Genomic DNA, 26,082 nt, shown 5'->3' on the forward strand with positions numbered 1-26,082 from the left:
GTCCTAGCGGCTGACCGGGCGGCGCAGGTACTCGCCGCGCGGGGTGCCGACCACCGCACCGTCACGGAGGATGCGGTGCCCGCGCAGCCACACGTCGTCGACCCGGGCGGTCAGCTCGAACCCCTCGAACGGGGTGTACTCCTGGGTGGACTCGCTCGCCTCGGCGGTCACCGTCCAGGTGCGGTCCGGGTCGACCAGGACGATGTCCGCGTCGAAGCCCACCGCAAGGTCCCCCTTGCGCGGCCACAGCCCGTAGCGCTTCGCCGGATTGGCGCAGACCAGCTCGGCGACCCGACCCAACGACAGCCCCTGCCGTCGGCCCTCGGTGATCAGGGCCGGGAGCAGGTACTCGGCCCCGCCGAACCCGGACTTCGCCACGAAGACGTCGTCCCGGTCGGTGCCGAACTTGGTCTCGTCCCGGCAGCAGGCGTGGTCGGAGACCACCCAGTCGACCTGCCCGGCGAGCACCGCGCGCCAGAGCGCCTGCCGGTCGGCCTCGGCCCGCAGCGGCGGGTTCACCTTGCCGCCGAGGCCGGCGGCGGTGTCGTAGGTGGCGATCAGGTGCCCGATGGTGACCTCGCGGCGGAAGTCCACGTGCGGGAAGGCGGCGGCCATCCGCAGCGCGGACTCCATCGCCTTCTCGCCGGACAGGTGCAGCAGGTTGATCGCCGGCAGGCCGGTCTCGTGGGCCAGGTAGGAGGCGATGGTGATCGCGAGCCCCTCCGAGTGCGCCGGCCGGGACGCGCTGTAGGCGGCCAGCCCCTTCAGCTCCCCGGCCTCCTCCACCAGCTTCGAGTAGGCCGCCATGATCTCGGCGGTCTCGCAGTGCAGCGACAGGCTGATGCCGTCGGCCAGCTCGGGCCGCTCCTCCCGGATCCGCTGGACGCCGCGCATGACGAACTCGAAGTGCGCCAGGTCGTACCGCTCACCGGGCGGGGTCATCAGGAACGACGACTGGTCGGTGGAGCGCCCGTGCAGGCCGTGCGAGCCGTAGAACATGAAGATCTTGAACGAGCTGACCCCGAACTCGTCGACCAGCGTGCCGAGTTCGTCGATGTGGCCGGCCTGCATGGGGGCGAGGTGGAAGGCGTAGTCGACGAAGGCCCGGCCCTCGGCCAGGCGCAGCACCTCGGGGAAGAACTCGGCGTAGCTGCCGCCCCGGTTCAGGTAGTACTGCCCGGTCCGCATGTAGGTCAGCCCGGTGGTGACGCCGCCCTGCGCCGAGGCCCGCGACTCGCTGGCGGTGTCGACGTCGAGCGGGTTGTAGATGCCCCAGTGCTGGTGTCCGTCGACCGCACCGGGGAAGGCCAGCCGGCCGCCGGCGTCGACCACCTCGTGCGCGTCGGCGGGGGAGAGGTCCGGCCCGATGGCCGCGATCCGGCCCGCCCGGACCGCGATGGATGCTGGTGCGGGCTCGTCCTCGCCCGGGCGTACCGCCCGCGCATTGACGATGAGCAGGTCATAAGCCATGGGGCTACCTCCTTGCCGGTGGCCACAGGCTAAGCCCGGCGGACCGCTCAGCGCAACACTGATCCGTCCAGCGGAACGAAATGATGGTTACTGTCGGCGCGCGCGGACCAGCACCGCCCGGGCCGAACGGGCGACCGCCTCGTCCACCATCGTTCCGGTGCCGTCCACCGCCGCCGCCCCACCGCCCCCCTCGGCGTACGCGGCGATCACCCGCTCGGCCTCGGCGACCTCCTCGGCGGTCGGCGTGAAGACCTCGTTGATCACCGGCACCTGGTGGGGATGGATCGCCGTCCGCCCGGAGAAGCCGAGCCGGCGCAGGGCCTCGGTGCCGGCTCGCAGCTTCTCGGTGTCCCGGTAGTTCACGGTGGCCGGGCCGACCGGTGCGGCCAGCCCGGCGGCGGCCGAGGCGACGACCGCCTCGAACCGGGCCGGGAGGAGTTCCCACCCGTCCGGGCCGGGACGCAGGCCCAGGTCGGCGCTGAGGTCCGCCTCGCCGAGACCGAGCAGCAACACCCGGGGCGCGGCGGCGACGGCGTCGATCTGTCGGAGCCCGCGCGCGGACTCCAGCCGGGGTGAGACGGCGATCCGTCCGGCCGGCAGCCCGCGCTCGCTCTCCAGGGCGCTGAGCAGGGCGTCGAGGCGGGTCAGCAGGGACGGCCCGTCCACCTTCGCCACCACCACGCCGGTGAGGCCGGGGCGGACCGCCGCCCGCAGATCCTCCTCGAGGGCGTCCGGCGAGACCCGGACCCAGGCGTCGGCGTCGCCGGTCGCGCCGGAGTCGAGCCAGTCGGCGACCACCGCACGGGCGGTCGGCCGTTGCGCCACCGGCACCGCGTCCTCCAGGTCCGCGATGATCGCGTCGGCCCCGACGCCGGCGGCCTTGTCGAGCATTCGGCGGGAGTGGCCGGGGACGTAGAGCCAGGACCGGGACACCATGATGCCTCCTCGATTGGAACGGTGTTCCAATCTATCCCGGTCGGGCCGCGGCGCAGCGCGCGGCCTGCGGTCCCGGTAAGTGGATCTCCGGTGGGCCGGGGGAGCCTCAGAAGCTGCTGACCAGCTTCACGAACGCGTCGTCGATCGTTGTCGGATCGGTGGCATCGAAGGCCTTGCCGGACGACGCCTTGGCGATCCGGTCCAGGGTGGTGAAGTCCGACTCCCGGTCGAAGGCGATGCAGAACACCTTGACCGGACGCTGCGGGTCCAGGGCGACTTCGGCGAGCAGGCGGGCCAGGTCGTTGTCCGGGCCGTACTCGTTCTTGCCGTCGGTCAGCACGACGATCGCGTTGATCCGCTGCGGGTCGTACCGGTCGAGCAGTTCCCGGTGCGCGGCCCGGACCGTCGCGTAGAGCGCGGTGCCGCCCTCGACGTGCAGGCCGGCGATCTTGCTGGTGATCCGCTTCTGGTCGAACCCGCCGAGCGGGACCTCCGTCCGGTACGGGCTCTTCGGCCGCTTCGGGGTCTCCGAGGAGAACGACCAGAGCCCCACCCGGTCCTCGGAGTTGAGCAGCGCGAGGCCCTTGCCCGCCGCCGCCGAGGCGACCTGGAACCGGGTACGGGCGCCGACCATCGCCTGCATCGACCCGGACGTGTCCAACGCGATCAGGATGTTGGCCTTCTTGCGGAGCGTGCGCCAGCCGTCCAGCATCGCGCCGACCACCCGCGGGTCCGGGGGCTCGAAGTAGGTCAGTCCGGCGGTGGGCTCCGCGCCGACGCTGGCGAGCAGGTCCGCCGACGCCCGACGCTCGTGGTCCCGGAAGCCGAGGCGGGCGAAGCTCTCCTGCTGCGCGTCCTCGGTCAGGAACGCCTGGAAGTCGGCCGCTGCCGCGCGCTGCCGCTCGTCGGCGGAGGGCAGCACCACGAACGGGTGGTCCAGGTTGAACGTGCCCTCCTTGGGATGGATGGCGACCAGCGGAACGTTCGGTCGGCGCCCCCGCTCCTGCCCGTCCTGCCGAGGGCTCAGCGCCCCCGTGTTGTAGAGGTCGACCAGCTCCTCCTGCAGGACGATGGCGCTCATGTCGTCGGTGCTGCCCGCGCCGCCGGCCAGGTCCGCCTCGGCGAGGTTGCGCAGCAGGTCCACCGAGTCGTCGCTGTAGTGCGACACGTTGGCCTCGATCCGGCGGACGAACTGGGTGACCGCCGGGTCGGCCAGGTCGGAGCGGGTCAGGTCGCTGGACCGTCGCACCGCCGCGTAGTAGGTGGCGATGGTCGCGGCCAGCCCGGAGGTGGACAGGTTGGGGTTGTCCTTGCCGAAGGTGAAGCGGCCCCACTCCGGCTTGCCGAAGCTGGCCCACCCGTCCCGCCCGGACAGACCCAGGATCTCCCCCCAGCCCAGCGGCCCGCGCCGGCGTACCAGCTCGGCCTTGGGCTGCGGCATCGCGATCACCAGCGGGCTGTTGGCGATCGACGGGTACCGGACCGGGGTCTGCGGCGCCCGCCCGGCGGCCTCGTCGAGCAGCCGGAGCTGACCGGTCCACAGGCTCGACGTCGGCAGCCAGACCTGTGGTTGCGGCAGGCCGGTGCGGGCCCAGTCGGTGGCCAGCGCCTCGGTGGCCTGGCCCGAGTTCAACGCGCTGACGTGCACCTGGGCGCACCCGCCACCCTCGATCGACCTGTTGCTGCGGTCGTAGCGCTCGGCCAGCTCGACCAGCAGGTCCGCCTTCTCCGTCGAGGAGTTGACCTGGAGGGTGGTGGCGCAGTCGGCGCGGGCCCCGGTGCTGCCCGCGTCGCGCTGCCGGACGAACACGACCGCCCCGGCGATGACCACCAGCCCGGCGGTGACGGCGGCGGTGTAGGGCAACCACTGCCGCGTACGCGTAGCGGATGGGGTCATCGGGACGTCCTCCTCGGCGGGCGGCTGGTGGCAGCCAACCTATCGATGCGGCGCCAGCCCGCCTCCCGGGCCCCACCGCACCGCGTCACCCGTGGTCGGGTCGTCCCCCGAGCGCGGTCGCGACCAGTAGCCGGACCAGGTAGACCACGACGAAGGCGACGGCCCCGACGGCGGCGGCCGGGCCGATCGCGCTCGACGCGACGTAGCCGGCGGCGGCGCCGGCCGAGCCGAGGAAGAGCGCGGTCGAGATACCCCAGGCGTCGAGGGCCTCACGACGCAGCCGCCGCAACGCGCCGTCCGGGCCCGTGCCGACGCCGGGCTCCGTCACCGGCAGGTACGCCGGCTGGGTCGGCCCGGCCCGGAACGGTGCCGGCGTCGTCGGCGGTGTCGGGTGTGGTTGCGGCGTCGTCGGCGGTGTCGGGTGTGGTTGCGGCGTCGTCGGCGGTGTCGGGTGTGGTTGCGGCGCCGTCGGCGGGACCGGGGGAAGCGGGTGGTTCGGCGTCGGCGCGCCCGCGGTCTCGTTGCCGGCCTCGAGCAGGCTCTCCCGCCGCAGCGGCGCGGTGACCGTGGCACCCTGCCGGAGCAGCCGCACCAGCACGCGCTCGGCGTCCGGCCGTTCCGCCGGATCCTTGGCCAGGCACTCCCGGATCAGCTCGTCCAGCACGGGCGGCAACGGCGGCAGCTCGGGCGGATCGTGCAGCACCCGGTGCATCACGGCGAAGAGCGAGTCGTTGCCGAACGGCGGCCGACCGCCGGCGGCGAAGGCGATCGTGGCCGCCCAGGCGAAGACGTCGCAGGGCGGACCGACCGCATCGTTGCGGAACCGCTCGGGCGCCATGTACGCGGTGGTCCCCATGACCCGGCTGGACGCCGTCTCGGTGACGCCCAACGCGCGGGCGATGCCGAAGTCGATCACCCGAGGACCGTCCCTGCCCAGCACCACATTGTCCGGCTTCAGGTCGCAGTGCACCACGCCGGCGCTGTGGATCGCGGCGAGCGCGGTGACCGTGCCGACCGCGAGCCGGTGCAGGGCGTTGCCGGCCAGCGGGCCGCTCTCGCGCACCTGCCGGTGGAGCGTCGGCCCCTCGATGAACTCACTGACCACGTAGGGCTGCTCGCCGTCCACCTCGGCGAAGAGCACCTGCGCGGTACAGAACGGAGCGACCCGGCGCGCGGCGGCGATCTCCTTCACGAACTGCGACCGCGCCCGTGGATCACTCAGATCGACGTTGACCATCTTGACCGCTACCCGGTCACCGGCGTCGTCCTCGCCGAGGTAGACGACCCCCTGCCCACCCGCGCCCAGCCGGCCGACCAGCCGGTAGGGGCCGGCGGTGACCGGGTCGTGCGTCCACAGTCTGGCCAATCCTGGCACCGGCGGGCCGGCCGGTTCTGACATCCCGACTCCATCAGTGTCGTGCCCGGCCACCGGCGGCGCAGGACACGGTCATCGTGCCATGTCGCCGCCGGTGACCGGAGACGTCCGACCACGGGTGGAGATCAGCGCTGGCCGCGGTGCCGCGCGACGGCACGGCCCGGGCGTGCGCCACCCACCGTGTACGCGTACGGCACCGCCGCCACCTCCGTGCCGAACCCGGTACGCGCGTCGAACGCGGTCACCGTCAGCGATCCGGCGACCCGGTGCCCGACCGGTCCGTCGGGTGTGAGCGTCACCGTGACCCGGCCGCTGTGCCCCGGCGCCAGCGTCAACGGCACGTCCGGCTCGGTCACGCCCTCGACCACCCGCCGCCAGTAGCTGCCGGTGGACGACGTGGCCTGCCGGTCGGGAAGCCGGGTCACCGCGGTCGCCGCGCAGTCCACCCGGGCCGTCGGCTGGGGCGTGGCACCGAACGGGCCGGACCGGTTGGCGTCGCAGATCCAGGTCGTCGCCGCCACCTCGGGCGAGGACACCAGAACCTCCGAACGGCGGCCCGAGGTGCCGGCCAGGTCCGGGTCCCCGACGTAGTAACCGTTCTCGCCGTAGGGCTGCGTGTCGAGCAGGTGCGGCAGCGTCGACTCGGCGGTCATCCGCAGCTCGGTGGTGCCGGTGGGAACGGAGAAGCGCGGGTAGACGTCGGTCCCGGTCACCGGTGTCCGGTAGGTGGCGGACACGACCGGCCGCAGCGGCACCTCGCCGACGGTGTCCAGCCGGGCGTCGACCAGGTAGGACACCGGGGCGACGCCGGTGTTCGTGATCGTGAGCGTGGCCCGGGCCGGCGTGCCGGCGGGAAGCACGCCACCCGCCGGCACGCCGGTCGCGGCGACGGGCGGCGGGGCGTACGCCACCCGGCCGTGGAACGGTTGGCTGGTGCGCGCCGTGGCGGTCGGGGCGGTGAGCACCAGCACCACGGTCCACCGCCCGGCCCGCGGGGCCCGCCGGACCAGGTCCAGGCGGGGCGGCGCGGTGGCCCCCGCGGAGCGGGAGCTGCTGGCGGCGAGCGGCATGCCGTCCGGGTCGACGAGCAGCCCCCACACCTCCAGGCCGGGATCGTCGCCGACGGCCACCGACACGGCCAGCGCCGGTCTTCCGGCGGGCACGTCGAGCTGGAAGCTGCGTCGCTGCCCGAGCAGGGCCCATCCGGCCAGCGCGCCGTTGCCGCCGGAGAAGACGCCGCGGAAGCTGCCGCCGGAGGGGCCGGTCGGCACCAGCGTCCGCAGGCCCAGCGGAAGCGCCGCGTACCCGGTCGTGCCGGCGGTGACGGTCACCGCGGCCACCGCGTCACCGGCCTCGGCCGGCAGGCCGACCGGGAGCCGGACGGTCCGCGTGCCGCCGGCCGGCACCACGGCCGACGGGCCGGTGCGGGTGCGCAGCCGCAGCGCGGTGATGTCGTACCGCACCGCGCCCACCGGCGGGGAACCGTCGTCGCGGGTCCAGATCGCCACGCTCCAGCGGCCCGGTCGCGGCCGGGCCACGGTCGCGGCCGCGTACCCGCCGTTGCCCAGCGGCAGCGAGTAGCCGGCGAGCCGTCCGGCGGGGTCGAAGACGCTCACCGCGACCGGGGCGGTGTGCGAGCGGGGGTCCCAGGCCGCGGCGGCGTGGAGCTGGTCGGTTCCGTCGGGCACCGTTACCGGCACCCGGCGGGCGTGCGCCGGCACCCCGTCGGAGTCGGCGAACGTCTCGCCGGCGCCGGCGGCGGGCGTCACCCGGCCGGTGGCCAACCGGCGGGCCGGCGCGGTGGACCGCAGGGCGACGGTGACGCGGCGGGCGCGTGTACCCGGGTTGGTGACCCGCACGTCGACCGGGGTGACCCGTCGCGGCGCGCCGGTGATGCTCGCCGTCGAGGTGGTGACGAGCAGCCCCGCCGCGTCCCGGGCGGCGCGTCGATCGGCGTCGGCGGTGGGGGACCGGCCGGCCGGCGGGTCGGTCAGCGCGGCGGCCAGGCGCACCGCGGCGAGCGTGTCGACGCGTCCGGCGCCCTGCTGGCCGGCCGGCTGCCGCAGGTCGGCCGCGGAACTCATGAGGATGTGTTTGACCTGAGCCGGGGTCGGGGTGGCGCCGGTGTGCCGGCGTACCGTCTGGATCACCAGCGCGGCGGCGCCGGCCACGAACGGCGCTGCCGCGCTGGTGCCACCGAACAGGAAGAACGGGCTGGGGGTGCCGCCGTCGAAGAAGGAGACGCAGCTCTGGTAACGGGTGGTGTCCGGGGAACAGGCGGCCCAGCCGGTGTCGCCGGGAGCGACGAGGTCGACCGTGCGCGGTTCGGTCTGGGCGGTGCCGCCGGAACTCAACGCGGACACCGAGTCGGACCGGTAGCCGCGTCCGAGCGGGGCCCCGCCGTAGCCGAGCTGGTCGTAGGCGCGTAGTTGGGTGCTGGCGCCGACGGCGACGACGTCCGGGTCGCTGGCCGGTGAGCCGAGGGTGTCGTCCGGTCCGGCGTCCCCGGTGGCGACCACCACTGTCACGCCCGCCGCGACGGCCGCGTCGTTCGCCAGCCGCAGGGCGTTGGCGGCCGTGTCCGGGTAGCCGAAGCCGACCAGCGACTCGTTCAGCACGTCCACGTGTTCGTGGAGCACCGCCCACTCGATGCCCCGCAGGACCACGGACGTCGGCGCGGCGACGTTGCTGAACACCTTCGCCACGTGCACGGTGGCCGCCGGCGCGACGCCGAGGATCCGGATCGGGCACGGGGTCGCCGGGCGGTGCACCGGGTGGGCGTACGGTCCGGCGTCGTAGACACCGGCGCCCTGGGCGGCGATGACGCTCGCGTCGCCGAAGGACTCCAGGATGTACGAGGGGGCGTCCAGGCCGTCGCCGGTGAAGTCGGCGTACCCGGCGACGACGGACCGCCCGTCGCGGACGAACTCGGGCGCGCCCGGATCGATCGGCCCGCCCAGCACCCCGACGCGCACCCCGGCCCCGTCGGCGAGGTCGTGCGCGCCGGGACCCTGGACCGATCCGACGGTTCGCGTCACCGTGAGCCCCTCCGGTTCGGTCGCCGGCGGTTCACCCGGACGGGCGCAGCTCCGTCCCCCGTCCCCGACGGCCACCGACGCGGACGCGGGGCGGGGCGCGCCGACCGGGCCGACCGGTTGGCGTAGTCGTAGCTGACGGTCGGGCAGCACGGCGCGTACCCCCGGGCGGGACGCCAGTTCCGTGGCGGCCCGCGCAGGCAGCGTGGCGGCGACGGCGTTGACCAGGCGCAACGGCTGCACCCGGGTGGCGCCCGCGCGGCGCAGGTCGGTGAGCACCGGTTGCTGCCCGGCGGCGATGCGGGCGGTCCGGTCGGCGAGCCGCCGGCCCGGCGCGGTGTCGTGCTGGTCGGCGAGCACGACGATGACCGCCCGGGTCGGCCCGTCGGCCGCGACCGCCGGCGCGGCCACGGTGCCGACCGGGACGGCGGCCAGGGCCGGCGTGAGGAGCGCGGCCAGTACGCGGCGCGGCGCGGTGAACAGCACGATGATGTCCTCGCTTCCGGGGGAGGGAGGGTAGCGGTGGGCGAGCCGGTCAGCCGGCGGTACGGCGTTCGGTGACGACGACCCAGCCGAAGGTGGCCAGTTGCAGGGCGACGAGCGCGAGGAAACCGACGCCGTTCCAGAAGGCGGGCCCGTCGGGCGGGGCGTCGAGGCCGTCGACGGCCAGGCCGACCATCGTGACCATGGCGGGCACCGTCAGGGTCAGCAGCGCCACGGTCACCAGGAGCGACCCGAGCAGGTAGCACGGCGCGTACCAGCGGATGATCCGCAGCTCCCGCGCCGGCACCCCGGCGAGGTCGTGCGCGGCGGCGCGGCCGACCAGCCGCCGGGCCCGGTCGGCCAGCCAGCGTCGGGTGTCGCCCATCAGGTCACCCAGCCGCAGCCAGTTGCCCAGCACGAAGTAGATGTCGGTGCGCATGAACACCAGGAACTGGTAGACCACCGACAGCGTGAGCGTGTAGACGATCCCGCGCACCAGCGGCTCGTGCACCCCGGCGAGTTGCAGCAGCAGGCAGGCCGACATGAGCAGCAGGTCCCAGGTCAACCCCGCCAGATAGGGGGCGTAGCGGCGACGGCGGGGCACCGAGCGCACCGCCGACATCTCCGTCTGCGCCACCAGGAACCACAGCCGTCGGCTGATGGACAGGCGTCCCGTGACGCCCAGCGCCCGCACGGTGGCCGCGTGCGCCAGCTCGTGCAGCAGCACCAGCGTCCAGGCCACCGCCGCGACGACCAGCGCGTTGGCCAGGACCCCGTCCAGGAGGAACGCGTCCGCCGGGGTGGGCCGCAGTCGGGGGACGAACGCCAGCAGCAGCGGCACGGTCAGCCAGCCGGCGACGTAGAGCAGCCGCATCGGCGGCGCGAGCAGCCAGGCGACGCGCCGCGGCGGCAGGTTCGCCAGCAGCGCCAGTCCCCGCCGGGGCGCGCCGGCGCCGGCCGGGCCGACGTCCGCGCCCGGTGCGGCGTCGGCCCGCACGAAGCCGCAGGACGCGATGCCGTCGAGGAAGTCGGCGAGGTCCGGCTCCGTTCCGTACCGCTCGGTGAACCGCCGGCGGACCTCGCCCAGCGGGAGCCCTTCGCCGAGCCACCGGACGAGGTCGACGCCCTCGACCGGCAACTCGACGAAGTCACCGGTGTCCACCCGGCCGACCTCGCACACACCGTCCTCGCTCTCGCCGATGTGCAGCGGATACAGCCGGACGACAGTGGTGTCGGCGAGCGTGCTGGTCACGTCGCGGCTCCCGACGCGACCGTGTCCCGTACGCCGGGAGCCGAGGCGTCGGGGCGGGGCACCCGGCCCTGCGGGCCGCACGCGGCGCAGTCGTCGAGCAGCGTGCCCTCGGCGAACTGCGTCTCCATCCGGTGCACGTCCACGACGAGCTTGCGGCCGACGATGACCGGTTCCGCCATGCCGGTGAGGTACTTGACGGCCTCCAGGGCGGCCAGGTTGCCGATCATCCCGGCCATCGGCGCGTTGCACGGGTTGATGGTGCGGTCGCCGATCACCCCGACCACGTACTCGGCCATCGGCGTGTACTCCGGGTGGTTGGCCGCGGCGTCCTGCTCGACGCACTGGAAACACGCGGTCCGGTAGGGCACGTGCAGGAAGAGGCTGACCGTCAGCCCGTCGTTGGAGCCGCGCATCCACGCGGTGCCCTCCCGCAGGGCCGCCTCGTTCAGCCACTGGTAGAGCGTGAGCCGGGGGCGGTCCGCGGCGCAGATCACCAGGTCCCGGCCGGTCATGCAGGCGCGGGCGGCCTCGACCCCGTCCACCCGGGCGTTGCGTCCACTGACCCGGACGTGCGGGTTGATCTCGGTCAGCCGACGGACGGCGGCGATCACCTTCGGCTGCCCGACGTCGGCGTCGGTGTAGAGCACCTGCCGGTTGAGGTTCATCAGCTCCACGTCGTCGTCGTCGACGAGCAGGATGTCCCCGACGCCGATCGCGGCCAGGCTCATGGCCACGTACGACCCGAGGCCGCCGATGCCGAGCACGGTGACCCGGGCGTCGCGCAGCCGGAGCTGGAAGTCCGCCGCGGTCAGCGGCGGCTTGTGGAAGTAGGAGAAGAACTCCAGGTTGCGCCGGTACCGTTCGCGTTCCACCGCCGGCAGTCGGGCCGGCGGGGGCACGGCGGCGTCCTCGACGAAGCCCATGTCGATCAGCGCGTCGACGGACGCGTCGACGTCGGCGGCGGTGATGTCCGGCTGGTGCTGCGCCATCGCGTCGGCCAGCTCCGGGCGGGTGCGCGTGCCGTCCATCAGGCCCAGCAGGCGCCAGGTGTTGCCGTGCTCGTCGTCGACCATCTCCGAGGCGATGCCGTAGTCGCCGCCGCCGATGCGGATGCGGCCGTCGCCCAGCGGGATGGGGGGAAACACACTCTTGATCCGGGGTCGCCTCATCCGTACTCGCTCCTTCGGTGTTGCCGGGGCGGCGGTCGCCCCGCGGCGTCGAGGCGGTCCTGGCCACCGCCGCCGGCGGTGGCCAGGACCATCGGGTCAGCAGTCCGTGCAGGGGCTGCAAGCGCAGATGACGGTGGTCTCGATCTTCTCGAGACGGCGGATCTGGATCTTCATGGCGACACCTCCCTCGTCAGCTAGCGGCGGGCCGGACCGTGGCCGGCGGACGCCGGCGGGGCCGGTCGGCACCAGGAAGTCTGCGGCGGGTCGGCGGTGAGCGGGGAAATCCCGGACGACTCCGGACGGCTCCGCGTCACGTCCCGCCGGTGTCACCGACGTCGGTACAAATCAACGACACATCTGGTGACGCCGCTGGCCAGGGCGGGTCTAGTAGGGACACCAACCGATGCATATTCCAGGAGCTGCCGTGATCGAGTCGCTGTCGAGTGGCGGCGATGAGGCACCGCCGGACCCGGGGCGGGCCGACTCACTGGACGAGGTGGCCCGCACCCTGCGGATCCTGAAAGTGTGGGCCGGCGACCCCTCCTACGACACGATCAAGAACCGGATCAACGCCGCCTGCCGGGCCGCGCATCCCGCCGGCCCGGTCATCGCCAGGCGCACGACTGTCGCCGACTGCTTCCGGACCGGTCGACGACGGGTCAACGCCGACCTGCTGATCGCGGTGGTGCAGGCGCTGCACCCGGACGTGGGCTACGTGGCGCAGTGGCGCCAGGCGCTGCGGGTCGTCAGCGGCGAGGCCCGCGCGGCGTCGCAGGTGCGGGTGTACGACACCCTGCCGCCGGATCTGCCCGGCTTCATCGGTCGGGCCACCGCGCTGCGCCGGCTCCGACAGGCACTCGACCCCGGCGCGCACGGCGGCGTGGTGGTCCTCGCGCTGCACGGGATGGCGGGCGTCGGCAAGACCCAACTGGCGGTCCACGCCGCGCACGCCCGGCACCGCGAGGAGCCGTTCGACCGGATCCTGTTCGTCAACCTCCGCGGATTCCACCCCGACCCGACCCAGCCGCCGGCCGACCCGTCCTCCGTCCTCGAGGGCTTCCTGCGTCTGCTGGGTGTCGCCGGCCAGCAGATACCGCACGGCCTGACCGCCCGCGCGGCGACCTACCGGCGTCTGCTGGCCGGCACCCGCACGCTTGTCGTGCTGGACAACGCCGGCGACGCCGAGCAGGCCCGCCCGCTGCTGACCGACACCCCGGGCTGCCCCGTGCTGATCACCAGCCGACGCGACCTGCGCGAGCTGCCGCACACCACCCACGTCGCGGTGGACCTGTTCACTCCGGACGAGTCGGCGGCCCTGCTCGCCGTCGGCGGATCGCACCTCCCCGGCGGCCCCGACCCGCACGCGACGGCCCGGATCGCCCACCGGTGCGGGCACCTGCCGCTCGCGCTCGGACTGGTCACCGCGCACATCAGCGGCACCTCCGGCTGGACGCTGACCGACCACGCCGACCGGCTCGACGAACGGCATCACCAGCAGCGGCTCGACCTCAGCGTCGAACTCGCCTTCGACCTGTCGTACCGGCACCTGCCCGCCGACCGGCGCCGGCTGCTGCGACTCGTGGCGGCACATCCCGGCGACGACTTCGACGCCCCGGCCGCCGCCGCCCTCGCCGGCATCTCCACCTGCGAGGCCCGAGCCCACCTGCGTCACCTGCACCGCGACCACCTGCTGCACCATGCCGCCCCCGGCCGTTACGCCCTGCACGACCTGGTGCGCGCCTACGCCACCAGCCGATGCGGCGACGAGGACCCGCCACCGGAACGCCGAGCCGCGCTGACCCGCCTGTTCGACTACTACCTGGCCGGCACGCTCGCCGCCGTGGATGTCCTGTACCCCGCCGGATCGCACCGTCGGGTGCCGTCGAACGGCGGCACCGTCGCCGCTCCGGCCGACCCGGACACCGCCCGCAGGTGGCTGGACACCGAACGCCCGACCCTGGTGGCCGTCGCCGCGCACGCCGCCGCCCATGGCTGGCCCACCCACGCGGCGCACCTGTCGGCCGCCCTGTTCCAGTACCTGCACGGCGGACATCCCACCGACGCGCTCGTCATCCACGAACACGCCCGGCACGCCGCGTGCCGGGCCGGCGACCCGGTCGAGCAGGCCCACGCGTCGACCAGCCTCGGCGCCACCTACACCCAGCTCGGCCGATACGCGTCGGCCGCCGAGCACCTCCAGCGGGCCAGAGTCCTGTTCCGGGGGACCGGGGACCGGGTCGGCGAGGCCCGCGCACTGATCAACCTCGGCGTCATCGAGTCACAGCTCGGCCGCAACCGGCCCGCCGCCGACAACTACCGCCACGCGCTGCTCCTGTTCCGGCAGGCCGGCCACCGGGCCGGGGAGGCGCACGCGCTGAACAACCTCGGTGAGGTCGAAGCGCAACTGGGCGAGTACGGTCCGGCCACCAAACACGTGCAGCAGTCGTTGGCCCTCTTCCGGCAGTTGGGTGGCCGGGCCAGCGAAGCCTGGACGCTGAACACCCTCGGTGACGTCGACATCCGACGGGGACGGCACGCGGCGGCCCGGTCCCACCTGTGGCAGGCGCTGACCCTGTACCGCCAACTCGGCAACCGCACCGGCGAGGCCTGGACCCTGAACAGCCTCGGCACGCTGCACACCCGCCTCGGTCAGCGCACCGACCACCACCAACTGGCGCTCGACATCTTCCGCCAGACCGGCGAACGGTACGGCGAAGCCAGCGCCCTCAACGGCATCGCCGAAGCGGCCCGCCTGGCGGGAGAGCCGGCCGACGCGCTCCGCCACCACACCGCGGCCCACACGGTCGCGGTCGACATCGGCGCGCACCAGGAGCATGCCCGCGCCCACGCCGGCCTCGGTCACGTCCACCGGGCCCTCGGGGCGCCCGCCTCCGCCCGCCAGCACTTCCAACGGGCGGTGACCCTCTACCGCGACCTCGACATGCCCGAGGCCGCGCAGATGATCGTCCACCTCGGCGCCCGGGACGACGACGCCGAGCACGGGGACCGCACCGTCGCGCTCACGATGAGCGCCTGGAGCTGCCGATGACCGTCGGGCGCGGCCGTCCGGCGACGCGGGCCAGCCGGCACTGGAAACACCTTCCCGCTTCGTAGCGTCATCCACACCGGTGGTGAGCAGCGGTGCCGCCGGTCACCTTCACGGAAGGACGCGCAGTGGGCCAGCCGGTGCCGGCAAGATCACACCCGGGCGGGGTGGAGTGTGCCGCTACGGCCGGGTGTCTCATCGAGGCCGTGATCCGCCGACGCGGCCATGAGCGTCGGCACGGGCCGAGCAGTCCACGCACTGCGGGCGGCGGCCCACCGGATCGGCACATCGACACGAAGGACACCATGCGTCACTCGCCCGCCCGCCCGATCGTGCGCCCACTGGGGGCGTTCGAGCACATCATCGACCTCTACATCAGTCGCAACCCGGTACAGTTTTCGCTCGCCGTCGAACTCGCCTCGCCCGTTTCGGCGCACCAACTGGAGCGGGCGCTCACGCAGCTGCAGCGGACGCATCCGCTGCTCGCCGTCGGCATCGATCGCACCGGCGACCGCCCGACCTTCCGGGAGTCGACCGAGCTCATCGGTGTCCGACAGGTCCGCGGGGGAGACTGGCGTGACGCGGCGGCGCAGGAGCAGACCCGCCCGGTCGACGCCGACGGGAGTCCGCTGGCCCGCGCGACGCTCGTGAACGACGCCGGCGACCGTGGCACCGCCGTCGTCCTGACGTTCTCCCACCAGATCACCGACGGACGCGGCGCGCTCCGCGCCGCACACGACCTTCTCGCGATCCTCGCCGGGCAGACGCTCCCGGCCCGGCCGGTGCCGCTCGACCAGGAGAGCCTGCTCGAGCGCCTGCCCCGCGGCGGGCAGCCGATCGACCACGCCCCGGGCCCGGCGGCGGAGCCGGCCGTCGCCACGATCCGTCCGTTCGACGCCACGGCGCCGCGCATCGAGACCGCCGAACTCGACCCCGCGACGACCGGACACCTCCGCGCCACCGCCCGAGCCAACGGGTCGACGGTCCAGGGCGCGATCTGTGCCGCCGCCGCGCAGGCGCTCTCCGCGCTCAGCGGGGCCCGGAACATCCGCATCAACGTTCCCATCGACCTGCGCTCGGCGCTGGGTCTCGAGGACGACGTCGTGAACCGCTTCACCGCGACGACCGTGGTGTTGCCGGTACCCGCGGGCAGCACGCTCTGGTCCCTCGCGAAGGACGCGACGGCGCAGCTGCGAGCTGCCCGGGAGGCCGCCCGGGACGCGGCGCTGATGCTGGCGTCGCTCAACCCCGCCGACGCGTCGGAGGCGGAGGCGGCGATGCTCGCGGCCACCGCCGCCGACCTGGAGATCACCAATCTGGGAACGTCCGAGCCCGGCGGGTCGTCCGCGGTCGCGATCTGGGGACCGACGATGACGACGCAGGTCCGCGACGAGCGGATCCTCGGCGTCGTCACGCACGCCGGTTCGCTGAGACTCGTCCTGACGACACACGGCGATACGCGTGGTCTTCCCGCTGACATCGCCGGCCGCCTCACCCGACTGCCGGCGTGACCGCCGGCCTCTACCACCCCGAGACGTGGCCCGCGCTCATCACCGTCGGCCACGGACCGCCCCGCCCGCGCCGTTGATGCCGGATCGGCATGAATCCCGCGACTTCTGTCTTCGACCGCATGCCGGATCGCTGTCAGGGTCGAATGGTGCCGACCGGCGCTGTCCGGCGCCCGGTTCCCGTTCCCCGCAAGGAGTGATCATGGTTTCTGCGACACGCCGCCTGGTGGCCACGGCGGCAGTGGTGTCAGTGGCCGCCTGCGGTCCCGCCGACGCCACCGCACAGCCGACGCGGGACAGCGCGGTGAATGCCCCCGCGTCGTCCGCACCCGACCGGGAGCAGGCGTTCCGGCAACTGGAGGAGCGGTTCGACGCGCGGCTGGGTGTCTACGCGGTCGACACCGGCACCGGCCGGACGGTGCAGTACCGGGCCGACGAGCGGTTCGCGTACGCCTCGACGTTCAAGGCGCTGGCCGCCGCCGAGGTCCTCGACGGGACCACCGACGCCGAGCTGGACCGGGTGGTGCGGTACTCGGCCGACGACCTGGTGACCTACTCCCCGGTCACCGAGCAGCACGTCGCCACGGGCATGACGCTGCGTGCCATCGCGGACGCCGCCGTCCGGTACAGCGACAACACCGCCGGCAACCTGATGCTGCGTCACCTCGGCGGACCGCAGAAGTTCGAGAAGGAACTCCGCGGGATCGGCGACAAGGTCACCGATCCGGCCCGCTACGAGACCGCGCTCAACGAGGCCAGGCCCGGCGACCGGCGCGACACCAGCACCCCACGGGCCATGGCCGGGTCGCTGCGGGCGTACACCGTCGGGACGGCCCTCGAACCCGCGGACCGCGACACCCTCAACGGGTGGTTGCGGGGGAACACCACAGGCGGTGAGCTGATCCGTGCCGGCGTTCCCGCCGGCTGGGTCGTCGGGGACAAGACCGGCTCCGGCGGATACGGCACCCGCAACGACATCGCGGTGATCTGGCCGCCGGACCGGGCGCCGATCGTCCTCGCGATCCTGTCCAGCCGCGACCAGGAGGACGCCGACTACGACAACGCCCTCATCGCCGAGGCGACGAAGGCAGCGGTCGCCGACTGGTGACCGGACGACCGCGGACCACCACGCAGGTGCGGCACCAGCAGCGCGACGGCATCAACCCGCCGGTCCACGACAGCCCGGCGGCGGCGATGAAGGGCAAGCCACGCCTCGACTTCGCACCGGCGCCGGCGAACCTCACCGGCTGGGGCGCGCCGTCGACGTCACCATGGTGGCGCTGGTCCGGCGCGCCGCGCACCGTGGCCGCGCGTGCCGGCTAGCCCCACCAGGGCGGGGTGCCGGTCCGGAGATGGTCGTGCAGCGACCGGGCGACCTGGGCCATCGTCGCCTCACTGCCGGGTTGCGCGGCGGCGGGCACCCGGGAGGCGGTCAGCGCGGCGACCGCGTACGACTGCCCGTCGGCGTGGTCCACCACGCCCACCTCGTGACGCAGGTGCAGCAGGGTGCCGGTCTTGGCCGACCAGCGGGAGGCGTCGGAGGTGAAGTCGGGGGCGAGTCGCTGCCGGTGCAGGTTGTCGCCCATCAGGGCGCGTACCCGGGCGGCGGTGGCCGGATGGATCGCGGAGGGCCGCCAGAGAGCGTGCAGCAGGTCGACGAAGGCGCGGGCCGACCCGGTGTTGGCGCGGGCGACGTCGAGTTGCGCGACCGGGTGGCCCTGCCCGGGGGTCACCGCGCCGATGGCGAGGGAGTGGGCCAGGTGCACCTCGTCGGGGCCGAACCGCTCCGCGGGCGTGTCGGCGAGCGCACCGGCCCGATGCCGCACGGCGATGCCGTCGAGGCGCAGCCGCCGCAGCTCGGTGGCGACCGCGTCCGGCGGGACGAGGTCGAACAGGGCGTCGGCGGCGACGGAGTCGCTGACGGAGGTGCTCAGGTAGAGCAGATCATCCACGGCGATCCGCGCCGGATGGCGGAAGCGGCTCAGCCCGGTCGGACCCGGTGCGGTGATCCGGCCGGGCCTGACGTCGACCGCTCTCGCCGGGTCGAGTTCCCCGCGCGTGATCCGCTCCAGCACGGCGACCGCCAGCGGCACCTTCACCAGCGACGCCGCCGGGTACGGGATCTCCGTGTCGAAGCCGATCTCCGCGCCGGTGTCGAGGTCGCGCACCAGAACGGCGCCGTGCAGCCCCGCCTCGTCGAGCAGGTCCCGGGCCTGGCGGACGACAGTGGTGGCGCTCATGTCGGATCTCCTGTCGACGGGCTGCCGGGTGGAAGATCCCCGGTCGGCGACGGGTGCCCGTCGGACGCGCCCAGGCACCGGGCGAGGTCCGGGTACAGGACGGTGCCGAGCTGGTCGACGTCCTCGCCCAGGTCGGCGGTGACGTCGTAGCCGCGCAGGAGCCGGAGGCCGGCGAGCGGGCGCCAGTGCAGGTCGAAGTCCTCGGCCTGCTGACGGGAGCAGAGCAGCAGGTCGGGGGAGTCGAGGGCCGCCGCCACGGCGTCGACAAGTGACGGCGTGACCGTCACCTGGGTCGGCGCCAGGCCGGCCGACTGTCCGGCACGGGTCAGCGGGTCCCGCAGGTGCGCGACGTCGTCCTCGGGTTGGATCAGGATCCGCCGGCGGGCCTGCGCCCGGGACCGTCCGCTGCGCAGCGTCTCCAGGAACACCGTCGGCGCCGGGAACGGGGTCCGGGCGGCCAGCCCGAGCGGCACCCGCCAGGCCGCCGTCGCCGCCGGGACCGCCACGATCCCGGCACCGACCTCCAGGGTCCGGCAGAGCCGTTCCCGCTCCGGCGGGCCGGCCGGCCGTACCTCCAGGTGGATCCGCTGCCGCCGCGCCCCGACCACCAGGTCGGCGAGGCGGCGCGGCGGACAGATCTCGGGTACGGCGACCCGCAGCGGACGCAGCCGGGCCCGCTCGGCGTCGTCGGCCATGGCGTCGGCGAGGTCGACCAGCCGCCGTGCCGAGGGCAGCATGTCCTGCCCGAACGGGGTCAACCGCACCGTCCGGGACGACCTGTCGAACAGCCGCGCCCCGAAGTGCTCCTCCAGGGCGGCGACGCGGCGACTGGCGACCGACTGGGGGATGCCCGCGGCGGCGGCGCCGGAGGTGAAGCTGCCGTGCCCACCGACCGCGACGAAGGCCCGGCAGGCGGCGACCACATCCACCTGCCGAACCTATACCCGGGACCGCGCGGCGACCGCTCGCCCGCCCGGGCGAGCGGTCGGGCTCACGCCGGGCACGATCGTCGCGGCGACCAGGATCGTTCGCGTGTCGTGCGCGCCGGTGGCCGACCCTATCCGGTGTCCGCTTTGCCCGCTGTGCGCTTCCACTCTCGCAGCAGAAGAAACCCGGATAGGGCCCGGCCCGTTCCGCCGGCCCGACACGCCGGGCCGCCTCTGCGGGTGTGCTTCCTGGTCGCGGGGCCGATCCGCTGGGAGCGATACCAACGGGGCGACGATCCACATCGTCCGGTCGCTACACTCCCCGACAGAGTCCGGAACCGCACCCGGCACCCGGTGCGCCGACCAGGATCGGATGGAGACGCCAGTGACCCGCGACAAGGCCGCACCCCGCGGAATCGACCGCACCGTTCCCAGCGTGGCCCGGGTCTACGACTACTTCCTGGGCGGCAAGGACAACTTCGAGGTCGACCGGAAGGTCGCCGAGCACGCCCTGCGGATCACTCCGGACGGGCCGGCCGCCGGCCAGGCGAATCGGGCCTTCCTGCGCCGGGTGATCCGGTTCCTGGTCACCGAGGCCGGCATCGACCAGTTCCTCGACCTCGGGTCGGGGCTCCCCACCCAGGGCAACGTGCACGAGGTCGCCACCGAGCACAACCCGAACGCCCGGGTGGTGTACGTGGACAACGACCCCATTGTCCTGACGCACGGGCGGGCCCTGCTCGCCGCGGAGGGCACCGCGACGGTGATCCAGGCCGACATCCGGCGACCGCAGGAGATCCTCGACGATCCGGACGTCCGCCGGTTCCTCGACTTCGACCGGCCGGTCGGGTTGTTGCTCTTCGCGATCCTGCACCACCTCGGCGACGACGAGGAGCCGCGCGCGGTGTCGGCAGAGCTGATCGACGCGCTGCCGTCGGGCAGTTACGTGGCGATCTCGCACTTCCGTGATCCGGGCGAGCGGGACCCGGAGGGTTCCCGGAAGGCCCGCGAGGTCGAGCGGGTCTTCAACGAGTCGCTGGGCACCGGCCGGTGGCGTACCGACGAGGAGATCCTCTCCTTCGCCGACGGGCTGACGGTGCTGGAACCCGGGCTGGTGCCGCTGGCCGAGTGGCGTCCGGATCCGGGCACGCCCGCGCCGAAGCAGACCGACACCTACCACACCTTCGTCGGTCTGCTCGCCCGCAAGCCCTAGCCCGTCGCGGCGTCACCCGTCGAGGTGGCCGGTGGTGGCCAGGCGGCGGTGCCAGTGGGCGCTGTCCTTCCAGGTGCGCTGCTGGGTGTCGTAGTCGACGCGGATGATGCCGAAGCGGCGGTCGTAGCCGTAACCCCACTCGAAGTTGTCCAGCAGCGACCAGACGAAGTAGCCCCGGACGTCCGCGCCCCGCGCGCGGGCGTCGGCCATCGCGCCGATGTGCCGGCGCAGGTAGTCGATCCGCCGGTCGTCGTGGACCCGTCCGTCGGGCGAGACCACGTCGTCGAACGCCGCGCCGTTCTCGGTGATCATCAACGGCTGGCCCGGGTACGCGTCCCGTAGCCGCAGCAGCAGCTCGGTCAGGGCCGGCGGGTCGATGTTCCACCCCATCGCGGTGTGCGGGCCGGGCTGCGGCAGGAAGTCGACGTCGTCGGCGCCCACCCACGGGGTGTGGGCCGAGGCGCCGTGGCCGTCGGCGTCGGAGCGGGGCGAGTGTCCGTCCCCGGCCCGGACCAGGGTGCTGGCGTAGTAGTTGACGCCGAGCACGTCCAGCGGCACCGCGATCAGTTTCTCGTCACCCGGGCGCACGAACGACCAGTCGGTGACGGAGGCGGTGTCGGCCAGCAGGTCGGCCGGGTACGCCCCGTCCAGCATCGGGCCGAGGAACGCGCGGTTCGCGAGGGCGTCGATCCGCCGGACCGCCTCGGAGTCGGCGGCCGAGCCGGACGCGCCGCGTACGACGTGCAGGTTCAGCGTCACCGACAGCTCGGCGCTCGGCGCCAGCTCCCGGACCACCCGTCCGGCCAGGCCGTGCGCCAGGTTCAGGTGGTGCACCACCGCCAGCGCGGCCGCCGGTTCGGTGCGGCCGGGCGCGTGCACGCCGGAGGCGTAACCCAGGTACGCCGAGCACCAGGGCTCGTTGAGCGTGGTCCAGGTGTGCACCCGGTCGCCGAGCGCCGAGACGATCCCCGACGCGTACTCCTGGAAGCGCAGCGCGGTCTCCCGCGCCGGCCACCCGCCGGCGTCCTCCAGCTCCTGCGGCAGGTCCCAGTGGTACATGGTCGCGACCGGTCGGATGTCGCGCTCCAGCAGGCCGTCGACCAGCCGCGAGTAGAAGTCCAGGCCGGCGGCGTTGAACCGGCCGGAACCGCCGGGCTGCACCCGGGGCCAGGAGATCGAGAAACGGTACGCGCCGAGCCCCAGCCCGGCGATGTGGTCGAGGTCCTGCGGCCACCTGTGGTAGTGGTCGGCGGCCACGTCCCCGGTGTCGCCGCCCAGCGTACGCCCCGGGGTGTGGCTGTAGGTGTCCCAGATGGACGGGCCGCGGGCGTCCTCGGTGGCCGCGCCCTCGACCTGGTACGCCGCCGTCGCCGAACCCCAGACGAAGCTCTCCGGGAAGTCTCGTGCCGTCATCGTTGCGTCCTCTCCGTACCGGCCACCACGCAGTGGTGCGCCGACGACTCGCCCGCCACCAGCTCGGCGGTCGCCACGCCATCGCGGAAGCCCACCTCGAACTCCGCGCCCGGCCCCCCGTCGGGCGACGGGATGCGGACCCGCTGCCGTTGCCCCTCCGCCGGGGCGTAGAGCCGCAGCTCCACCCCGTCGGCCCAGTCGTAGTCGGGCCGGTCGGAGCGCGCCCCGAACCCGATGACCGCGCCGGGCCGGACCAGCACCGGCAGGCTGTCGTACTCGTGTTTCTCGGTCACCCAGGCCGGCCCGGTGAGCTGCGCGCCGGTGACCAGGTGGGTCCAGGTGCCGGCGGGCACGTAATAGGTGACCTGCCCGTCGGCGCTGAGCACCGGCGCGACCAGGATGTCGGAGCCGAGCATGTACTGCCGGTCGAGGTGCGCCACGGCCGGATCGTCCGGGAACTCCACGATCATCGGGCGCATCATCGGAATGCCGTCGCGGTACGCCTCCTCGGCGGTCGCCGCCAGGTACGGCATGAGCCGGAGCTTGAGCCGGGTGAAGTGCCGCAGCACGTCCACGGCCTCCTCGTCGTACGCCCACGGCACCCGGTACGAGCCGGAGCCGTGCAGCCGCGAGTGCGAGGAGAGCAGGCCGAACGCGATCCACCGCTTGAACACCGCCGGGTCGGGGGTGCCCTCGAAGCCGCCGATGTCGTGGCTCCAGTAGCCGAAGCCGGACGAGGCCAGGGACAACCCGCCGCGCAGCGACTCGGCCATCGCGACGAACGTCGACTCGCAGTCGCCGCCCCAGTGCACCGGGAACTGCTGGCCGCCGGCCGTGGCCGAGCGGGCGAACAGCACCGCCTCGCCCTCGCCCCGCTCGGTCTCCAGCAGCTCGAAGACCGCCTTGTTGTAGAGGTACGAGTAGTAGTTGTGCATGCGGTGCGGGTCCGACCCGTCGTGCCACACCACGTCGGTCGGGATGCGCTCACCGAAGTCGGTCTTGAAGCAGTCGACGCCCATGTCCAGCAGCGCCTTGAGCTTGCCGGTGAACCAGGCCACCGCGTCCGGGTCGGTGAAGTCGACCAGCGCCATGCCGGCCTGCCACTTGTCCCACTGCCACACCGAGCCGTCCGGGTTGCGTACCAGGTAGCCGGCCCGGCGGCCCTCCTCGAACAGGTACGAGCGCTGCGCGATGTACGGGTTGATCCACACGCACACCTTCAGCCCGCGCTCGTGCAGCCGGCGCAGCATGCCCTCCGGGTCGGGGAAGGTCGCCGGGTCCCAGACGAAGTCGACCCAGTGGAACTGCCGCATCCAGAAGCAGTCGAAGTGGAACACCGACAGTGGCAGGTTCCGCTCGGCCATCCCGTCGACGAACTCGGTCACCGTCTTCTCGTCGTACGACGTGGTGAACGACGTGGACAGCCACAGTCCGTACGACCAGGCCGGCACCCGGGCCGGTCGGCCGGTCAGCGCGGTGTAGCGGCGCAGCACGTCCTTCGGGGTGGGCCCGTCGACGACGTGGTACGTCAGCGACTGGCCCTCGACGCTGAACTGGGTCTGCGCGACGACCTCGGAGCCGACCTCGAACGACACGTGCTCCGGGTGGTCCACGAACACCCCGTACCCGGCGCTGCTGAGATAGAACGGCACGTTCTTGTACGCCTGCTCGCTGGCGGTTCCGCCGTCGGCGTTCCACACGTCGACCGTCTGGCCGTTCTTCACGTACGGGCCGAACCGCTCGCCCAGCCCGTACACCGTCTCGCCGACGCCGAGCGCGAGCCGCTCGTGCACGTACCGGCGGCCCTCGCCGTCGGTGACGATCCCGACGCTGCGCCCGGTGGACGCCGTGACCAGCCGGTCCCCGTGCCGGAACTCGACCCGCCACCCGTCGACGAGCGCGACCCGGACGGTCAGCTCGCCGGTGGTCAGCGACGCGCTGATGCCGGTGATGTCGACGGTGACCGGGTGGGTGTCGTCGGTGCGCAACCCGAAGTGGGGTTCGCGGGGCAGCCCGCCGCTGTGGTGGCCGATGGTCACCCCGACCACGCCGGGCGCGGGGGAGAAGAACCGGACGGTGACGACCGGCCGGTTGAGTGTGTCGCCCCGGCCGTTGATCTGCCCGGCCGGCGCGAAGACGGTGAAGCCGCGCTCGTCCATCTCGACCGATTCGACAGTGCCGGGGCGCAGCACGCTGACTCCCGGGCGCAGTTGCCAGTACCCGTCGGTGAACTTCACTTCTCGGCTCCTGCCGTGATGCCGCGCGCGAGAGTGCGCTGGAAGATGAGGAAGAAGAGGATGGCCGGCACCAGGCTGAGCAACGCGCCGGCGTTCGTCGTCGGGGCGTCCATCAGGCGGTCGCCCTGCAACGACGCGAGCGCGACCGGGATGGTCTGCGTCTGGTTGTCGATCAGCATGACCAGCGGGATGAGGAACTCGTTCCAGGTCCAGATGAAGAAGAAGATGAGCAGGACGGCGAGGGTCGGCCGCAGGTTGGGGAAGACCACCCGCCACAGCACCGTCCACTTGCCGGCGCCGTCCAGCGCCGCGGCCTCCAGCAGTGAGCGCGGGAACGTGCCCAGCACGGAGGCCAGCAGGTAGGTGCCGAACGCGCTCTGGATGACGGTGAAGATGATGATCACCGACAGTCGGGTGTTGTAGAGGCCGATCTCCTTGGCCACGTAGTACAGCGGGTAGATCAACGCCTCCTGCGGCAGCATGTTGGCCAGCAGGAACACCCCGACGATCCAGAGCCGGCCGCGGACCCGGCCGATCCCCAGGGCGTACGCGTTGAGCAGCGACACGACCACGCCGAGCACCGCCACGGACCCGGCGATCAACGCCGAGTTCCACAGCTTCAGCGGGAAGTTCACAGTGGACCAGTACGTCCGCAGACCCCTGGTGTAGAACTCGGTCGGCCAGCTCAGCGGGCCGCCCGACGAGTAGTCACCGGGCGACTTGAATGCGTTGAGCAGCATGAACGCGAACGGCACCAGCATGACGAGCGCGCCGATGGTGACGCCGGCGAGCACCACCCACCGGCTGACGCCCCGGTGGTGCCGGTCGCGCACCGGCCGACGCGGCGGGGCACCGGTGATCGTGATGGCCATGTCAGATCCCCCGGTCCCGGCGCTCGCTGCGGGCCTGCGCCCCGATGAAGACCACGGCCACCACGACGATGATCACCGTGAGCACTGTGGAGATCGCGGAGCCGTAGCCGACCTGGAGCTTCTTGAAGAACGTGTAGTACGCGAAGTACGACGGCACATTTGTGGCGTTCTCCGGGCCGCCCCGGGTCAGCGCGAAGATCGGCCCGAACACCTTCAACGCGGCGATGGTGCAGGTCAGCGCCACCACGAACGTCTCCGGCCGGATCTGCGGCAGCGTGATCGCGCGGAACCGGCGCAGCCAGTTCGCCCCGTCGACCTCGGCCGCCTCGTACAGCTCCGGGTCGACCCGCTGCAACGCCGCCATGAACACGACCACCGGGTAGCCGATCTGCACCCAGATCATCACCGCCATCACCACCGGCAGCGCGGTGTCCGGGTCGCCCAGCCAGTCGTGGCGCAGCGCCCCGAGCCCGACCGCGTCGAGCAGGCTGTTGAACGCGCCGTCGGGGCGCAGGATCCAGCCCCAGACGATGCCGGCGACCACCACGGGCAGCACCTGCGGCAGGTAGAACGCGGCCCGCAACGCCGCCGCCGTACGCGGCTTGAACCGACGCCCGATGACGTCGAAGAGCACCGAGGCGAGCAGCAGCCCGAGCACCGTCGGCACCACCACCATCGCGACGATCATCGCCACGGTGTTGCGGAACGACGCCCAGAACACCTCGTCGTCCAGCAACCGCCGGTAGTTGTCCAACCCGACGAACGTGGGGTCACCGACCCCGGACCACCGGGTCAGCGACAGGTAGCCGGTGCCGACCAGCGGCGCGCCGATGACCAGGACGAACAGTGCCGCTCCGGGGAGCAGGTAGAGCCAGTACGCCGCATCGCGGCCCCGCTTTCGGCGGCGGGACGGGGGAGCGGGGGCGGGGGTCGCCGCGGACGGCGCGGCGGCGACGGTGTCGGAGACTGCCATGGCGGATCCTTCCCGGCGGGGCGGCCGGGCGCACCGG

The 26,082-nt window shown here is 73.3% G+C and carries 18 protein-coding genes; 5 read left to right on the forward strand and 13 right to left on the reverse strand.

The window, feature by feature from the left end:
• Positions 1–3: 3 nt before the first annotated feature.
• The 7 genes from C8054_RS04110 to C8054_RS04140 form a co-directional block, all read right to left on the reverse strand.
• On the reverse strand, positions 4–1,470 hold the full coding sequence (locus C8054_RS04110; protein ID WP_107155355.1) for a dihydroorotase family protein: 1,467 nt from the start codon (positions 1,468–1,470) through the stop codon (positions 4–6).
• A gap of 87 nt (positions 1,471–1,557) precedes the next feature.
• Positions 1,558–2,406 (reverse strand): CoA ester lyase, encoded by an 849-nt coding sequence (locus C8054_RS04115; RefSeq protein ID WP_107155356.1) that lies wholly within the window; start codon positions 2,404–2,406, stop codon positions 1,558–1,560.
• A 106-nt stretch (positions 2,407–2,512) separates the two neighbouring features.
• Positions 2,513–4,303, reverse strand: a complete 1,791-nt coding sequence (locus C8054_RS04120) for an extracellular solute-binding protein (RefSeq protein WP_107155357.1) — start codon at positions 4,301–4,303, stop codon at positions 2,513–2,515.
• Between the two features lie 85 nt (positions 4,304–4,388).
• Positions 4,389–5,702 carry a serine/threonine-protein kinase gene (locus C8054_RS04125; protein ID WP_107155358.1) on the reverse strand — a complete coding sequence of 438 codons (1,314 nt, stop codon included), beginning with the start codon at positions 5,700–5,702 and terminating at the stop codon, positions 4,389–4,391.
• A 101-nt stretch (positions 5,703–5,803) separates the two neighbouring features.
• Complete coding sequence (locus C8054_RS04130) at positions 5,804–9,199, reverse strand: S8 family serine peptidase (RefSeq protein WP_146179861.1); 3,396 nt, start codon at positions 9,197–9,199, stop codon at positions 5,804–5,806.
• Between the two features lie 49 nt (positions 9,200–9,248).
• Positions 9,249–10,448 carry a hypothetical protein gene (locus C8054_RS04135; RefSeq protein WP_107155360.1) on the reverse strand — a complete coding sequence of 400 codons (1,200 nt, stop codon included), beginning with the start codon at positions 10,446–10,448 and terminating at the stop codon, positions 9,249–9,251.
• Positions 10,445–11,617 (reverse strand): ThiF family adenylyltransferase, encoded by a 1,173-nt coding sequence (locus C8054_RS04140; RefSeq protein ID WP_146179862.1) that lies wholly within the window; start codon positions 11,615–11,617, stop codon positions 10,445–10,447. The genes C8054_RS04135 and C8054_RS04140 overlap by 4 nt, the downstream gene beginning before the upstream one ends.
• A 424-nt stretch (positions 11,618–12,041) precedes the next feature.
• On the opposite strand from C8054_RS04140, the gene C8054_RS04145 reads away from it, so the two are divergent.
• The 4 genes from C8054_RS04145 (at position 12,042) to C8054_RS04160 (ending at position 17,494) form a co-directional block, all read left to right on the forward strand.
• Positions 12,042–14,666 (forward strand): tetratricopeptide repeat protein, encoded by a 2,625-nt coding sequence (locus C8054_RS04145; protein ID WP_233219488.1) that lies wholly within the window; start codon positions 12,042–12,044, stop codon positions 14,664–14,666.
• Positions 14,667–14,869: 203 nt separating this feature from the next.
• Positions 14,870–16,174 (forward strand): hypothetical protein, encoded by a 1,305-nt coding sequence (locus C8054_RS04150; protein ID WP_146179863.1) that lies wholly within the window; start codon positions 14,870–14,872, stop codon positions 16,172–16,174.
• Between the two features lie 199 nt (positions 16,175–16,373).
• Positions 16,374–17,279, forward strand: a complete 906-nt coding sequence (gene bla, locus C8054_RS04155) for a class A beta-lactamase (protein WP_107155364.1) — start codon at positions 16,374–16,376, stop codon at positions 17,277–17,279.
• On the forward strand, positions 17,276–17,494 hold the full coding sequence (locus C8054_RS04160) for a hypothetical protein (RefSeq protein WP_107155365.1): 219 nt from the start codon (positions 17,276–17,278) through the stop codon (positions 17,492–17,494). Before bla ends, C8054_RS04160 begins: the two co-directional genes overlap by 4 nt.
• On the opposite strand, the gene C8054_RS04165 is transcribed toward C8054_RS04160, so the two are convergent.
• Together C8054_RS04165 and C8054_RS04170 are read right to left on the reverse strand one after the other, a co-directional pair.
• Entirely contained in the window at positions 17,491–18,411 is a 921-nt protein-coding gene (locus C8054_RS04165; RefSeq protein WP_107155366.1) for a serine hydrolase, read from the reverse strand. The two genes, C8054_RS04160 and C8054_RS04165, sit on opposite strands and share 4 nt — an antisense overlap.
• Positions 18,408–19,340, reverse strand: a complete 933-nt coding sequence (locus C8054_RS04170) for a LysR family transcriptional regulator (RefSeq protein WP_107155367.1) — start codon at positions 19,338–19,340, stop codon at positions 18,408–18,410. Before C8054_RS04170 ends, C8054_RS04165 begins: the two co-directional genes overlap by 4 nt.
• 382 nt (positions 19,341–19,722) lie before the next feature.
• On the opposite strand from C8054_RS04170, the gene C8054_RS04175 reads away from it, so the two are divergent.
• Positions 19,723–20,550, forward strand: coding sequence for an SAM-dependent methyltransferase (locus C8054_RS04175; protein WP_107155368.1), 828 nt, complete (start codon positions 19,723–19,725; stop codon positions 20,548–20,550).
• Positions 20,551–20,562: 12 nt separating this feature from the next.
• On the opposite strand, the gene C8054_RS04180 is transcribed toward C8054_RS04175, so the two are convergent.
• The 4 genes from C8054_RS04180 to C8054_RS04195 are packed head-to-tail and all read right to left on the reverse strand — an operon-like array spanning position 20,563 to position 26,045.
• Positions 20,563–21,963 carry a GH1 family beta-glucosidase gene (locus C8054_RS04180; protein WP_107155369.1) on the reverse strand — a complete coding sequence of 467 codons (1,401 nt, stop codon included), beginning with the start codon at positions 21,961–21,963 and terminating at the stop codon, positions 20,563–20,565.
• Entirely contained in the window at positions 21,960–24,200 is a 2,241-nt protein-coding gene (gene yicI / locus C8054_RS04185) for an alpha-xylosidase (protein ID WP_107155370.1), read from the reverse strand. The genes C8054_RS04180 and yicI overlap by 4 nt, the downstream gene beginning before the upstream one ends.
• A complete protein-coding gene (locus C8054_RS04190; RefSeq protein ID WP_107155371.1) occupies positions 24,197–25,072 on the reverse strand; it encodes a carbohydrate ABC transporter permease in 876 nt (291 codons plus the stop codon). Before C8054_RS04190 ends, yicI begins: the two co-directional genes overlap by 4 nt.
• A 1-nt stretch (position 25,073) precedes the next feature.
• The gene (locus C8054_RS04195) at positions 25,074–26,045 is read right to left on the reverse strand and encodes a carbohydrate ABC transporter permease (protein WP_107155372.1); all 972 of its coding nucleotides are present in this window, start codon (positions 26,043–26,045) and stop codon (positions 25,074–25,076) included.
• Between the last annotated feature and the right edge of the window lie 37 nt (positions 26,046–26,082).

This window comes from Micromonospora sp. RP3T (genome assembly GCF_003027925.1).
GTDB lineage: Bacteria > Actinomycetota > Actinomycetes > Mycobacteriales > Micromonosporaceae > Micromonospora.

Excerpts from the sequence above, each read along its gene's own strand:
- C8054_RS04110 (WP_107155355.1), bottom strand. The coding sequence starts at position 1,470 with ATGGCTTATGACCTGCTCATCGTCAATGCGCGGGCGGTACGCCCGGGC.
- C8054_RS04115 (WP_107155356.1), bottom strand. The coding sequence starts at position 2,406 with ATGGTGTCCCGGTCCTGGCTCTACGTCCCCGGCCACTCCCGCCGAATG.
- C8054_RS04120 (WP_107155357.1), bottom strand. The coding sequence starts at position 4,303 with ATGACCCCATCCGCTACGCGTACGCGGCAGTGGTTGCCCTACACCGCC.
- C8054_RS04125 (WP_107155358.1), bottom strand. The coding sequence starts at position 5,702 with ATGTCAGAACCGGCCGGCCCGCCGGTGCCAGGATTGGCCAGACTGTGG.
- C8054_RS04140 (WP_146179862.1), bottom strand. The coding sequence starts at position 11,617 with ATGAGGCGACCCCGGATCAAGAGTGTGTTTCCCCCCATCCCGCTGGGC.
- bla (WP_107155364.1), top strand. The coding sequence starts at position 16,374 with ATGGTTTCTGCGACACGCCGCCTGGTGGCCACGGCGGCAGTGGTGTCA.
- C8054_RS04165 (WP_107155366.1), bottom strand. The coding sequence starts at position 18,411 with ATGAGCGCCACCACTGTCGTCCGCCAGGCCCGGGACCTGCTCGACGAG.
- C8054_RS04180 (WP_107155369.1), bottom strand. The coding sequence starts at position 21,963 with ATGACGGCACGAGACTTCCCGGAGAGCTTCGTCTGGGGTTCGGCGACG.
- C8054_RS04190 (WP_107155371.1), bottom strand. The coding sequence starts at position 25,072 with ATGGCCATCACGATCACCGGTGCCCCGCCGCGTCGGCCGGTGCGCGAC.
- C8054_RS04195 (WP_107155372.1), bottom strand. The coding sequence starts at position 26,045 with ATGGCAGTCTCCGACACCGTCGCCGCCGCGCCGTCCGCGGCGACCCCC.